14 protein-coding genes are annotated in these 12294 nt (G+C 69.0%); 6 read left to right on the top strand and 8 right to left on the bottom strand.

Annotated elements, in window-relative coordinates:
* Positions 1-17: 17 nt before the first annotated feature.
* From ACGFH6_RS40725 to ACGFH6_RS40715, 3 genes are all read left to right on the top strand, one after another.
* Positions 18-806, top strand: a complete 789-nt coding sequence (locus ACGFH6_RS40725) for a phytanoyl-CoA dioxygenase family protein (protein WP_393395853.1) — start codon at positions 18-20, stop codon at positions 804-806.
* Between the two features lie 76 nt (positions 807-882).
* Positions 883-2085, top strand: a complete 1203-nt coding sequence (locus ACGFH6_RS40720; protein ID WP_393395850.1) for an NAD(P)/FAD-dependent oxidoreductase — start codon at positions 883-885, stop codon at positions 2083-2085.
* Positions 2086-2101: 16 nt separating this feature from the next.
* On the top strand, positions 2102-2998 hold the full coding sequence (locus tag ACGFH6_RS40715; RefSeq protein WP_393395848.1) for an RNA polymerase sigma-70 factor: 897 nt from the start codon (positions 2102-2104) through the stop codon (positions 2996-2998).
* On the opposite strand, the gene ACGFH6_RS40710 is transcribed toward ACGFH6_RS40715, so the two are convergent.
* The 7 genes from ACGFH6_RS40710 to ACGFH6_RS40680 form a co-directional block, all read right to left on the bottom strand.
* Positions 2985-3722 (bottom strand): amino acid ABC transporter ATP-binding protein, encoded by a 738-nt coding sequence (locus ACGFH6_RS40710; RefSeq protein ID WP_393395845.1) that lies wholly within the window; start codon positions 3720-3722, stop codon positions 2985-2987. The two genes, ACGFH6_RS40715 and ACGFH6_RS40710, sit on opposite strands and share 14 nt — an antisense overlap.
* Positions 3719-4570: an amino acid ABC transporter permease gene (locus ACGFH6_RS40705; protein WP_393395842.1), complete on the bottom strand. Its 852-nt coding sequence runs from the start codon at positions 4568-4570 to the stop codon at positions 3719-3721. The genes ACGFH6_RS40710 and ACGFH6_RS40705 overlap by 4 nt, the downstream gene beginning before the upstream one ends.
* Positions 4567-5424, bottom strand: coding sequence for an ABC transporter substrate-binding protein (locus tag ACGFH6_RS40700; RefSeq protein WP_393395839.1), 858 nt, complete (start codon positions 5422-5424; stop codon positions 4567-4569). The genes ACGFH6_RS40705 and ACGFH6_RS40700 overlap by 4 nt, the downstream gene beginning before the upstream one ends.
* 37 nt (positions 5425-5461) lie before the next feature.
* Positions 5462-7240, bottom strand: coding sequence for a 3-hydroxyacyl-CoA dehydrogenase family protein (locus ACGFH6_RS40695; RefSeq protein WP_393395836.1), 1779 nt, complete (start codon positions 7238-7240; stop codon positions 5462-5464).
* Positions 7241-7304: 64 nt separating this feature from the next.
* Complete coding sequence (locus tag ACGFH6_RS40690) at positions 7305-7757, bottom strand: NUDIX domain-containing protein (RefSeq protein ID WP_393395833.1); 453 nt, start codon at positions 7755-7757, stop codon at positions 7305-7307.
* Positions 7754-8635, bottom strand: a complete 882-nt coding sequence (locus ACGFH6_RS40685) for a class I SAM-dependent methyltransferase (protein ID WP_393395830.1) — start codon at positions 8633-8635, stop codon at positions 7754-7756. The genes ACGFH6_RS40690 and ACGFH6_RS40685 overlap by 4 nt, the downstream gene beginning before the upstream one ends.
* Positions 8632-8955, bottom strand: coding sequence for a hypothetical protein (locus ACGFH6_RS40680; RefSeq protein ID WP_393395828.1), 324 nt, complete (start codon positions 8953-8955; stop codon positions 8632-8634). Before ACGFH6_RS40680 ends, ACGFH6_RS40685 begins: the two co-directional genes overlap by 4 nt.
* A gap of 73 nt (positions 8956-9028) precedes the next feature.
* On the opposite strand from ACGFH6_RS40680, the gene nucS reads away from it, so the two are divergent.
* Genes nucS through ACGFH6_RS40665 form a run of 3 tightly spaced genes read left to right on the top strand, consistent with a single transcriptional unit; the run spans position 9029 to position 10363 of the window.
* Positions 9029-9688, top strand: coding sequence for an endonuclease NucS (nucS, locus tag ACGFH6_RS40675; RefSeq protein WP_131517954.1), 660 nt, complete (start codon positions 9029-9031; stop codon positions 9686-9688).
* A gap of 49 nt (positions 9689-9737) precedes the next feature.
* Positions 9738-10067: a hypothetical protein gene (locus ACGFH6_RS40670; protein WP_131517955.1), complete on the top strand. Its 330-nt coding sequence runs from the start codon at positions 9738-9740 to the stop codon at positions 10065-10067.
* Positions 10064-10363: a helix-turn-helix transcriptional regulator gene (locus ACGFH6_RS40665; RefSeq protein WP_165555684.1), complete on the top strand. Its 300-nt coding sequence runs from the start codon at positions 10064-10066 to the stop codon at positions 10361-10363. The genes ACGFH6_RS40670 and ACGFH6_RS40665 overlap by 4 nt, the downstream gene beginning before the upstream one ends.
* Positions 10364-10365: 2 nt before the next feature.
* Here ACGFH6_RS40665 and ACGFH6_RS40660 read toward each other — a convergent pair whose 3' ends face one another.
* Positions 10366-12246, bottom strand: coding sequence for a M4 family metallopeptidase (locus ACGFH6_RS40660; protein ID WP_393395823.1), 1881 nt, complete (start codon positions 12244-12246; stop codon positions 10366-10368).
* Between the last annotated feature and the right edge of the window lie 48 nt (positions 12247-12294).

Genomic DNA, 12294 nt, shown 5'->3' with positions numbered 1-12294 from the left:
CCGCCGATCCTGGAGGCATGACCGACGGACTGGCTGAGATCTATCGCGACGAGGGGATCGTCCAGGTCCCGCAGGTGCTGACCACCGCCGAGGTCGAGCGGATCAGGACCGTGTTCATGGAACAGGTTGCCGCCGACCACTCGCTCGCGATCGACGACGGCGTACCGGACGACGATCCGCTGGCGCGGTATCCGCGGTTCGTGCATCCGCACCGGCGGCCCGAGGCCGAAGCCGGCAGGATCTCGCTGGAGCTGATGCTGGACAGCCGGATCCTCAATGTCGTGACCACCCTGATCGGGCCCGCGCTCGGCGCCCAGTCGATGTTCTACTTCAAGCCGCCGGGTGCGCGCGGCCAGGCGATGCACCAGGACAACACGTTCCTGCGGGCCGATCCGGAGACCTGCCTGGCGGCCTGGATCGCGATCGACGACGTGGACGCGGAGAACGGCGGGCTCGCGGTGGTCCCCGGTTCGCACAAGACCGAGCTGGTCTGTCCCGAGCCGGCCGACCTGACGGAGTCGTTCACCAACGCGGAGGTCCCGATCCCGGAAGGCCTGCGGAAGGTGCAGACGAAGATGAAGGCCGGTGACGTGCTGTTCTTCCACGGCAGCGTCGTCCACGGCTCCCGCCCGAACTCGAGCGCTGACCGGTTCCGGCGCGCACTGATCTTCCACTACATCCCGGAGGACAGCAGGGAGATCGCCGCCTTCTACAACCCGCTGGTCCGGCCGGACCGGCGTACGGCGGTCCTGCCCGAAGCCATCGGCGGCGGTCCCTGCGGCGACTACGCGGACGCCGAGCCCTGAGTGATCTGACTCACTGGTGTCACATCTGCCGCAGGTGCGGTGTCTTTAAGGCCATCTCTGAGACGAAGGAGTGGCCATGACCGAGAAAACCGATGTCATCGTGATCGGCGGCGGGTACGCCGGCGTGATGGCTGCCAACCGCCTGACGCAGCGCGACGACGTACATGTGACCCTGATCAACCCACGTCCGGCCTTTGTCGAACGGATCCGGCTGCACCAGCTCGTCGGCGGGTCGGACGACGCGCTGGTGGACTACCCGAGCATCCTGGCCGGCGGCGTCGAACTCGTGGTCGACACTGGCACCCAGATCGACGCGGCCGGACGTCAGGTGATCCTGGCGAGCGGCGGTGCCCTGGACTACGACTACCTGATCTACGCGGTCGGCAGCGGCAGCGGGGACCCCAGCGTGACCGGCGCGGCGGAGTACGCCTACCCGATCTCCACCCTGGAACAGGCACGCCGACTCCAGCCGGTCGTCGACGCCGCGTCGGCATCGGCCGCGCTGACGGTGGTGGGCGCCGGACCGACCGGCCTGGAAACCGCGTCCGAACTGGCGGAGCAGGGCCGTACAGTGACTCTGGTGTGCGGAAAGGTGCTCGGGCCGTACCTGCATCCGCGGGCCCGGCGCTCGGTCGCCCGGCGGCTCGCCAAGCTCGGCGTGACCGTGCTCGAAGGCGACGGCGCGACGGTGACGGGCGTGACCGCTGACGCGGTCCAGCTCGCCGACGGTCGCGAGCTGCACAGTGACGTGACGATCTGGACCGCAGGATTCAGCGTGCCGGATCTCGCCACCCGCAGCGGGTTGAGCACGGATTCCCTCGGGCGGCTGCTCACCGATGAGACCCTCACCAGTGTGGACGACGTACGCATCATCGCGGCCGGGGACTCGGGGGCACCATCGGACCTGCCGGTGCGGATGAGTTGCCAGTCCGCGATGCAGCTGGGCCCGCAGGCAGCGGAGGCGGTGCTCAGCCGGATCGCCGGCCGGGAGCCCGCCGGCTTCGATGTCGGGTTCTTCGGCGAGTGCATCAGCCTGGGACGCCGGGCCGGTGTGGTCCAGTACGCCAAGCGGGACGACACCCCGACCAGCGTGTTCTATCTGGGCAACCGATCCATGGCGATGCTCAAGGAAGGTGTCTGCAAGAGCACCATCTGGCAGCTCAGGCAGGAGGCGCGCCGACCCGGCAAGCTCGATCTCTGGTTCAAGGATCGCCAACGCCGGAAGGTACTGCGGGCCAAGGCCGCACAGGCGCCCGCGGACGCAGGCCGCCCGGCCTGAGGAGAGAGCTGCCTTGATGAGCGACCCGTCTAGTGACCCGGCAACCGATGCCTTCGTCGCGCACCGGAACCTGCTGTTCACCGTCGCCTACGAGATCCTCGGATCGGCGGTCGACGCGGAGGACGTGCTGCAGGAGACCTGGCTGCGGTGGAGCAAGGTCGATCTGGATCAGGTCCGCGATCAGCGCGCCTACCTGATCCGGATCACCACCCGCCAGTCGCTCAACCGCCTGCGCACGATGCAGCGGCGCCGGGAGGCGTACGTCGGTCCCTGGCTGCCCGAACCGCTGCTGACCGCTCCGGACGCGGCCGAGGACGTCGAGCTGGCCGAGAGCGTGTCGATGGCGATGATGCTGGTCCTGGAGACGCTCACTCCGACCGAGCGGGCCGTCTTCGTCCTGCGCGAGGCGTTCGGTGTCAGCTACGACGACATCGCGGCGGCCGTCGACAAGAACCCGGCGGCCGTCCGCCAGATCGCGCACCGCGCCAGGCAGCACGTCGACGCCCGCCGCCCCCGCACAGTGGTCTCCCCGAACGAAGGACGGGCTGCCTTCGAGGCCTTCCAGCGGGCGGTCGAGGCCAGCGACCTGAAGGCCCTACTGGACGTACTCGCGCCGGACGTGGTCCTGGTCAGCGACGGTGGCGGCCTCAAACTCACCGCACTGCGTCCGATCGTCGGCGCGGAGAAGGCGATCCGCATGTTCGTCGGCAGCGTGCAGAAGGTCGGCGGCACGCTCACCACCGAGCCGACCGTGATCAACGGCAACCCGGCGCTGCTGTTCCGCTTCGACGGGGAGCTCGACGGCGTCGTCGCGCTGCGGATCGAGGACGCCCACGTCACCGGCATCTACTACGTCCGCAACCCGGAGAAGCTGTCCCACCTCGAGTCGGAAACCGCACTCACCCTGCACTAGTGATCCGGCGGAGGAACTCCTGGGTGCGGGGTTGGACGGGGTTGTCGAGGACGTCCGCGGGCGGGCCGCTCTCGAGCAGGCGACCGTGGTGGAGGAAGCAGACCTGGTCGGCGATCTCGCGGGCGAACGCCATCTCGTGCGTGCAGATCAGCATCGTCATCCCCTCCGACCGCAGGTCGCGGAGCAGATCGAGGACCTCACCGACCAGTTCGGGATCGAGGGCCGAGGTGATCTCGTCGAGCAACATCAGAGTGGGTGAGTTGACCAGCGCGCGGGCGATCGCGGCGCGCTGCTGCTGGCCGCCGGACAGGTCGTCCGGCCGCGCGTCTGCCTTGCCGCGCAGGCCGACCCGGTCCAGCATCTCCAGCGCCCGCCGCCGGGCCTCCTGCTTCGGCACTCCGTGCACCCGGATGGGCGCCAGCGTCGCGTTGTCGAGCACGGACAGGTGCGGGAACAGGTTGTACGACTGGAAGACGATCCCGATCCTGGACCGGATCTTGTCGGCGTCGGCCCGCGGGTCGGTGATGTCGGCGCCGGCCAGCTCGATCACGCCGTCGTCGACCACCTCGAGCAGGTTGATGCAGCGCAGCAGCGTCGACTTCCCGGAGCCGGACGCGCCGATCAGCACGACACACTCGCCCTCCTCGACCTCCAGGCCGAAGTCGTCGAGCACCACGTTGTCGCCGTACGCCTTCCGCACTCCACGCAAGGACAGCAGGCTCACACCGGTCCACCTCCCCCGCCATACCAGCCCTGGCGGCGCGCGACGTAGTCGGTCAGCCGCGTCAGCGGGATCGTCAAGGCGACGAACAGCAGCCCAGCCACGACGTACGGCGTGAAGTTGAAGTCGATCGCGGTCTCCAGTTGGGCCGCGCGGATCGCGTCGATGACCCCGAGTACGGCGATCAGCCCGGAATCCTTCTGCAGGCTGACGAAGTCGTTCAAGAGCGGTGGCATGACGCGACGGACGGCCTGCGGCAGTACGACGAAGCGCAGCGTCTGCCGGTACGACAAGCCGAGCGAACGGGCGGCCGCGCGCTGCGACGGATGCACCGACTCGATCCCGGCGCGGAACACCTCGGCGACGTACGACGAATAGGTCAGCACCAGCGCAACGCCACCCCAGATGACGGCCGCGTTCGGCAATCCGCGCAGCCGCAGGGCCGGTACGCCGAAGCCGAGCAGGAAGATCACCAGCAGCAATGGGAGCCCGCGGAAGACGTCCGTGTACGCCGCGGCGAAGACGCGGAGCGGGAAGAAGATCGGGCCACGCAGAGTCCGCAGGATCGCCAGCGCCATCCCGATCACGACGATCAGGACGGCGCAGATCAGCATCACCCGGATGTTCAGCCACAACCCCTCGGCGACGACCGGCAACGCCTCCCAGGCGCGCTGGGGGTCGAAGAACGTCGCCCGGACCCGCGGCCAGCCCGGTGTCGATCCGATGCCGATGGCAACCAGTGCCAGTAGCACCACCGAGCTGACCACCGCGATCAGCCTCGAGCGCCGCGCCCGTCGCTGCCGGTACGCGATCCGTTCCAGCTGCAGCGCGGACGGCTGCCAGTCCGTCACGACAGTTCCGGCGCGCCCTGTGTCGTGAGGTACTCCTTCTGCAGGTTGGCGAGCGTCCCGTCGGTTTTCAGCGCGTCGACCGCCTGGGACAGGCACCCGGTCAGCCCGGACCCTTTCTCGAGCACGAAGCCGAACTGCTCGACCTGGCCCGACGACGCCGGCAGCTGACCGACGATCTTGCCGTCGTCGAGCTGCGCTGCGGTCATGTAGAACCCGGTCGGCAGGTCGACGACGATCCCGTCCAGCTGCTTGTTCTTCAGCGCCTGGACGGCCAGGTCGTTGGTGTCGTACGGCGCCATCTTCTGCTTCGGCTTGATCAGTTCCTCCGCCGTCGTGTAGCTCGTCGTGCCGACCTGGGCACCGAGCTTCGCGTCGGCCAGCTCCGCGACGGACTTCGCGTTCGCGATCTTGCTGCCGGCGGTCGTGATCACGGCCTGGCGGACGTCGTAGTACCCCGACGAGAAGTCCACGGCCTTGCGCCGGTCCTCGGAGATCGACACCTGGTTCACGTCGAAGTCGAACCTCTTCGGCCCGGGCGCGAACGCCGAGTTGAACGGCACCGTCTGCCACTTCACCTCGGCGGTCTCGAAGCCGAGCTTCTTCGCCACCGCGTAGGTGACGGCCGACTCGTACCCCTTGCCGTTGGCCGGGTCGTCGTTCGAGAACCACGGCTCGTAGGCCGGCTTGTCGGTGCCGACCGCGAGCGTGCCGGCCGTCTTCACCGCCAGCTTGTCCTTCGCGCAGGCGTCGGCGCCGGACGGCGTCGACGTACTGCTGGGCTCATCCTCCGGAGCGCACGCGCCGAGCCCGAGGACCAGCGCCACCCCCACCGCCGTCACTGCACGAGATCTCATGCGCAGCAGCGTAGATCAGCGGCGCACCGCTGTGCAGTTAGTTGCTGTAGTCGCGGAATCCCCGGCCGGTCTTGCGGCCCAGGTAGCCGGCGGTGACCAGGTGCTCGAGCAGCGGGGCCGGAGCGAACCCGGGCTCGCGGAACTCGAGGTACAGGGTCCGCTGGATGGCCAGCGAGACGTCCAGACCGACCACGTCGAGCAGCTCGAACGGACCCATCGGGAGCCGGCAGCCGAGCTTCATCGCGGCGTCGATGTCGTCGACCCCGGCGTAGTGCGCCTCGAGCATCCGGACCGCGTCGTTCAGGTACGGGAACAGCAGCGCGTTCACGATGAAGCCGGCCCGGTCGCCGCACCGGACCGGGTGCTTGCCAGCGGCAACAGCCAGCGCCGCGACCGTGTCGGCCACGTCCGGGGAGGTGCTGACCGTGCTCACGACCTCGACCAGCTTCATCACCGGCGCCGGGTTGAAGAAGTGCAGACCGACCACGTCGGCCGGCCGCTTCGTCGCCATCGCCAGGTCGATCACCGGCAGACTCGAGGTGGTCGTCGCCAGGATCGCGCCCGGCTTGCAGATCTCGTCGAAGGTCTCGAACAGCGCCTGCTTGACGCTCAGCTCCTCGACCACGGCCTCGACCACGAGGTCGACGCGCGCGAGGTCGTCGAGCTTGGCCGTCCCGGTGATCCGGCGCAGTGTCGCGTCCCGCTCCTCCGACGACAGCTTGCCGCGCTGAACACCCTTCTCCAGCGAGCGTTCGAGGCCGGCCCGGACCCGGTCGACCTTCTCTGTACCGCGGGCGACGTACAGAACGTCGTACCCAGCCTTGGCGCAGACCTCGATGATGCCGACGGCCATCGTCCCGGAGCCGACCACGCCGACCTGCTTGATCGGGCGTACGGCGATCTCCGCGCCGTCCGACGCCGGTGTGTGCTCGTCGTCGACCACGACCGGCGAGTCCGGCGCCTCGTAGGTGTAGAAGCCGCGGCCGGTCTTGCGGCCGAGCAGCCCGGCGGTGACCATCTGCTTCAGGATCGGGGCCGGCGCGTGCAGCCGGTTGCGGCCCTGCTTGTACATCGTGTCGAGGATCTCGTACGCCGTGTCGAGGCCGATCAGATCGAGCAGCGCGAGCGGGCCCATCGGGTAGCCGCAGCCGAGCCGCATCGCCGCGTCCACGTCCTCGCGGGTCGCGTAGCGCGACTCCACCATCGAGACCGCGTGGTTCAGGTAGCCGAACAGCAGGGCGTTCGCGATGAAGCCGGCCCGGTCGGCCGCCACCACCGGGACCTTGTCGAGCCGGCGCGCCAGCGCGAGCACGTCCTCGACCACGTCCGGTTCGGTGACCACGGTTCGGATCACCTCGACGAACTCCTGCACCGGCGCGGGGTTGAAGAAGTGCATGCCGACGACGCGGCGCGGGCGCTGGGTGGCGACCGAGATCTCGGTGACCGACAGGGACGAGGTGTTGGTGGCCAGGATGGCGTCGTCGCGGACGACCTTGTCCAGCGCCGAGAAGATCTCGCGCTTGAGCTCGAGCCGCTCGATCACGGCCTCGATCACCAGGTCGCAGTCCGCGAGCGCCTCGAGCGAGGTGGCGAAGGTGACCCGGTCGAACAGCGCCTGCTGGTCCTCGACCGACAGCTTGCCGCGCTTCACCGCCCGGTCGGTGGAGTGCTGGATGTGCCCGCGGCCGCGGGCGGCCGCCTCGTCGTCACGCTCGACGCCGACCACGGTCAGGCCGTTGCGCGCGAACACCTCGGCGATCCCGGCACCCATCGTGCCCAGACCGACCACACCCACCGTCTTCAGTTCCCGAGCCATGGCCCGAACTATGCCAGTCCCACTACTGGTCCGCCCATGAGCTGAGTCACCCGGGAGGCCAACCTCACACCTCGTCGAACACCACCGGCGACTCCAGCCATCCGTCCAGCAGCCAGGCCGGATCCGGCGCACTGTCGAGCATCGAGGCGACCGGTTTCGGCTTGAGCTCGCGCCCGAGAAGGTCCCCGACCGGCAACCACACCGCCCGATAGCTCCCGGCCTCCGACTCCGCGGTACTTCCCATCTCCGGCCCTTCGCCGGCGCCGAACTCGCCACCGATCGACTCGGCCAGGAAGTAGTGCTGGGTGCTCGTGCCGAAGTTCACCACGGCGACCAGCCCGCGGATCTTCACCAGCACACCCAGTTCCTCGTGGGTCTCGCGCCGGGCCGCCTCCGCCAGGCTCTCGCCCTCCTCGACCTGGCCGCCCGGCAGGACGTGGTACGTCCGTCCGTCGCGCACCCGCTCGATCGCGGCCACTCCGTGCCGGGAGAGCAGGATGATCCCCGCGCGGATCATGGGCGGGTCGCCAGGACGCTGAACCAGAACCCGATCCGCGACTCGCTGCGTCCGACCTGCTCGACGTTCCAGCCGGTCGCGGTGAGCAGTTCGCGCAATGGTTCCTCCTGCCACATGACGAAATGCCGGGGCAGGTCGAGGGTCCGGTTGGACCACTCCTCGCCCTTGCCCTCCCGCGTCGCGAACGCGAGTACCGGCGCGGCCCGCAACGCCTTCCGGAGTACTCCGGCCAGCTGGCTACGGTCGAAGTGCAGGAACACCGCGTCGGCGAACACAGCGTCGTACGGACCGCCGAAGTCGTCCGTGATCGCGTTCAGCCGATCGGCGTCGTACCCGTCGGCACGCATCATCTCGAGGAAGGCCTGGGTCGCGTCGGTACGCCGTACGACGAAACCGCGCCGCTCCAACTCGATCGCGTCGCGGCCGGTCCCGCTGCCGAGCTCGAGAATGCGGGCGCCGGGCGCAACTGCCTCGGCGAGCAGGTCGATGAGCAGCTCGTTGGGCTCCTTGGGGATCGACTCCCGGAACTTCTCGGAGGCCTGCTCGTACGTCGCCAGCGTGACCTCGTTGTCGGTCGGCACCCGGGCCCACCCGTCGCCGGTGTGCTCGACGATCGCCGGGAGCCTCAGCCCGAGATCGGCGCCGAGCACGACCACGGTCTCGCCGCGGTGCAGGTCGGCGATCGCCTGCAGCTCCTCGTCGGGTCGCTGCGCGAGCTCGGGTACGACGGTCAGCCGGACGCCGAGGTGGTCGGCCAACCGGGTGCCGGCTGCCGCCTCGAACGGGCCGGCGTACACCTGGGCGATCCTGTCCCCGACCACCGGATCCTGCACATCCCCAGGCAACAGCAGAATCCGCGCGGGACACATGAGATTCATCCGCCGACGTACTCCAGTGCCTCGGCGGCGTAGTCCGGCCAGACCGCGGACTGTGCCAGCGGGATCACCACCCACTCCTTCATCGGCCGGCCCATGCCCGGGTCGAACGCCTCGACGCCCGGCAGCGCGAGCGCCTTCTCCCGCGGCTCCGGCGGGAGCTTGAACGTCATGGCGTCACCGAACATCCCGGCGACCACCTTCTTACCGATCTTGAGACAGGGCATGCCGAACATGCTTCCCCGGACCACGCCGGCCGACTCCAGTCCGGCCGCGACCGCGTCGTACTCGGCGATCGCCTGTTCGCTGACCTTCGGCATCATGTTCACCACCCTGCCACTCCGAACGGCCAGGCGACATGGGTTCCCACCCCCGCGTCGACTACGGTGCTTTCTCGTGCGCTTGGTCATTGCTACGTGTTCTGTGGATTACTCCGGTCGGCTGACGGCTCATCTGCCGATGGCGCCTCGGTTGCTGATGGTGAAGGCGGACGGGTCGGTACTGATCCACGCCGACGGCGGCTCGTACAAGCCGCTCAACTGGATGTCGCCGCCGTGCAAGCTGACCGAGGACGGCGACGTGTGGAGCGTCACCAACAAGGCCGGTGAAGAGCTGCGGATCACCATCGAGGAGGTGCACAGCGACACCGCCTACGAGCTCGGCACCGACCCCGGTCTGATCAAGGACGGCGTCGAGGCGCACCTGCAGGAACTGCTGGCCGAGCACGTGCACACGTTCGGCGAGGGCTGGACCCTGGTACGGCGCGAGTACCCGACCGCGATCGGCCCGGTCGACCTCCTCTGCCGGGATGCCGACGGCAAGCACGTCGCCGTCGAGATCAAGCGCCGCGGCGAGATCGACGGCGTCGAGCAGCTCACCCGGTACGTCGAACTCCTCAACCGCGACCCGATGCTGGCCCCGGTCCGCGGCATCTTCGCCGCCCAGCTGATCAAGCCCCAGGCCAAGGTCCTCGCCACCGACCGGGGCCTCGAATGCCTCACCGTCGACTACGACGCCCTCCGCGGCATGGAATCCGACGTACTGCGCCTGTTCTGAGCTCACCGAAGTGTTGACAGGCGTCGGCCGCAGGCAGTTACTTAGCGATATGGCTAAGGAAACGGTGATCTGTACCTATCGGGTCCGGGCGGCGGACGAGGATCGGTTCCGTGAGGTGCTCGGCGGGCACTGGGCGACGTTGCGGGGGCTCGGGTTCGTGACCGAGGAGCGGGCGACGGTGTTCCGGTCGGTGGACGAGCCGACGTACGTCGAGATCTTCACCTGGGTCGACGGTGGATTCGCGCGGGCGCACGAGCACCCGGACGTGCTCACGCTCTGGGAGCGGATGGACCCGCTGCTCGAGGAGCGGGACGGGCAGCCGAAGTGGGACTTCCCGCACTACCTGCCCCAGGATCTGGCACAGGATCTGCCGGCTTGACCGCCGGCTCCCGCGGCGGGCGGGACCTGGACGACCTCGACCGGGTGTTCACCGCCCTCGCGCACCACTCCCGCCGTACCATCCTGCTCGTCCTGCACCTGCGCGGCGGCGAGATGACCTCGGGCGAGATCGCGGGACGCTTCGACCACTCCTGGCCGACGATCACCCGCCACCTGGGTGTCCTGGAGCAGGCCGGACTCGTCCATGTCACCCTCAGGGGCCGCGAGCGCGTCTACCGCCTGGACCCCGACCCGTTGTTCGCGGTCGGGGTCCCGTGGCTCGACAGGTTCCGGTGACCTCAGCAGGCGACGACAGCGTCGACTGTGAAGCCTTGAGCCGTCACCGCACCGTCACTGGTGAAGTGGACGCTGCCGGTCGGTGTGCTGATGCACGGCGAGGTGATGGCGCGACGGAAGGTGCCTGTGTACGTCGCCAGCACGTTCCCGCTCGCATCCGACACGGTCACGTAGTCGAAGTTCTTCTCGGTGTCGAGCAGGCTGAAGTGGAACGCGAACCCGCCGGACCCGTTGTCGTAGACCCAGGTGCAGTCCCCGTTGTTGCCGTACGGATGCGGCGTTCCGAACGGAACGGTGGCGTCCGGGTCGCTCACGCACGGCGGAGGCGGCGGGGTCGCCGGCGTGCAGCCGCCGTGGACGCCGACGGCGGCCCACGCGGCGTTGATCGCCGTTGCGTTCGCACCCGCGACCGCGACCGTGGCGTTGCGGGCGTCGCAGAAGTTCGCGAACTCCGGCAGGCTGGTGAAGCCGTCGTAGAACACCGTCCGGGCGGCGGCGAGCCCGATCGCCGGCACCGTGACGCCGCAGTCGGCGGTGTGCTGGTGGCCGTTCGACCCGACCGCGTCGCAGCCGGCGTTCTTGCCGCCGTTGACGGCCAGGTAGTAGGCGTGGTTCGAGATCCCGCTGTTGCTGTGCACGAACCCGTTGTCGGTGTCACCGACGAGCAGTTCGCTGTAGTGATCGGGGTCGTCGTCCTCGCGCGGGTCGGACATGTTCCGGAACCCGGGTGCCACGTCGGGCGCGAGGAACACGTCCTCGGCGATCAGCCAGTCGGGTGAACCGGCCGGGTCGAGGCCGCGCTGCGCCGCGTAGAACTCGATCGTGCTGCCCATCATGTCGCTGAAGGACTCGTTCAGCGCGCCGGACTCGTTCTCGTAGATCAGGTTCGAGGTGAACTCGGTGACGCCGTGGGTGAGCTCGTGCCCGACCACGTCGAGGCCGCCGGACAGCGAGATGCAGGTCGTGCCGTCACCGTCGCCGTACGCCATCTGCTCGCCGTTCCAGAACGCGTTGCAGTACCGGTTCGCGTAGTGCACGGTCGAGATGATCGGCATGCCGTTGTCGTCCAGGCTGTCGCGGCCGAAGACCCCGGCGTAGAAGTCGTCGGTGACGTTGGCGTAGTAGTGCGCGTCCACGCCCGGCGCCTGGCTCGGCGAGAGCAGCTTGGGCTTGTTGAAGTTCCAGTGGTCGTCGGCGTCGGTCATGATCGTGCCGGGCTGCACCTGCTTGTTGCCGGCGTCGTACGTCTCCTGCCGCCCGTCCACGGACCGCAGGAAGAAGGTGCCGCCGATCCGGCGGGTGTCGATCTGCTTCGTGTCGCCCTTCACCCCGATCCCGTCGCCGTGCGCGACAGCGTCGTACTGCTTCTTCACCGCACCGGTACTGGCGTCGACCCACTGCACCCAGCGCTGATCCATCCGCTGGCTGGCGACCTGGTGGAACAGCCGCCCGTCCTTGGGATCGATGCGCAGCGCGGACGACCACGTCCCGGCGGCACCGACGCGCTTGGCCGCGGTACCACGGGCGCTCGCGGCGGACACCGACGCACTGTTCTTGGCCTTCAGGCCCGGGAAGTACGCGCCGATCACAGCTGTGGTCCGGCCGGACTTGTCGGTGAGCACGGTCAGCTGGCCGCCGACGACCGACGCCGTCCCGACCATCTGCTGGTAGCGAGTCTGGCTGCCGCCGCCGGCCCGCTGGGCGGTCCAGAGGCGGACCATTCCGGGCGGTACGGCGAAGGCGCGGGCAGCCGCTCCGGACAAGGCGATCGAGCCGCCACGGAGCGGTGTCGTCGTGGTCACCTGACCGGCCGTCGCGGTCGAACCGCCGGCTGTGACGAGTGCGAGGGCCGCGATCGCGGCCAGAACGCGTGAGCGGGACATTGGGGGACCTCCCCGGTCGACGGGCTATCGACGGGACGGCCGATTCCC

The sequence above is a fragment of the Kribbella sp. NPDC049227 genome, from assembly GCF_043197265.1.
In the GTDB taxonomy this organism is placed as follows: domain Bacteria; phylum Actinomycetota; class Actinomycetes; order Propionibacteriales; family Kribbellaceae; genus Kribbella.
The sequence above is the reverse complement of the archived record's forward strand: the minus strand, read 5'-3'. Positions and strand labels throughout refer to the sequence as shown.

Bases quoted from the DNA above. Each gene is read 5' to 3' on its own strand.
- ACGFH6_RS40685 (WP_393395830.1), bottom strand. From the start codon at position 8,635: ATGAATCTCATGTGTCCCGCGCGGATTCTGCTGTTGCCTGGGGATGTG.
- ACGFH6_RS40660 (WP_393395823.1), bottom strand. From the start codon at position 12,246: ATGTCCCGCTCACGCGTTCTGGCCGCGATCGCGGCCCTCGCACTCGTC.
- ACGFH6_RS40680 (WP_393395828.1), bottom strand. From the start codon at position 8,955: ATGATGCCGAAGGTCAGCGAACAGGCGATCGCCGAGTACGACGCGGTC.
- ACGFH6_RS40725 (WP_393395853.1), top strand. From the start codon at position 18: ATGACCGACGGACTGGCTGAGATCTATCGCGACGAGGGGATCGTCCAG.
- ACGFH6_RS40700 (WP_393395839.1), bottom strand. From the start codon at position 5,424: ATGAGATCTCGTGCAGTGACGGCGGTGGGGGTGGCGCTGGTCCTCGGG.
- ACGFH6_RS40720 (WP_393395850.1), top strand. From the start codon at position 883: ATGACCGAGAAAACCGATGTCATCGTGATCGGCGGCGGGTACGCCGGC.
- ACGFH6_RS40715 (WP_393395848.1), top strand. From the start codon at position 2,102: ATGAGCGACCCGTCTAGTGACCCGGCAACCGATGCCTTCGTCGCGCAC.
- ACGFH6_RS40690 (WP_393395833.1), bottom strand. From the start codon at position 7,757: ATGATCCGCGCGGGGATCATCCTGCTCTCCCGGCACGGAGTGGCCGCG.
- ACGFH6_RS40670 (WP_131517955.1), top strand. From the start codon at position 9,738: ATGGCTAAGGAAACGGTGATCTGTACCTATCGGGTCCGGGCGGCGGAC.
- ACGFH6_RS40695 (WP_393395836.1), bottom strand. From the start codon at position 7,240: ATGGCTCGGGAACTGAAGACGGTGGGTGTGGTCGGTCTGGGCACGATG.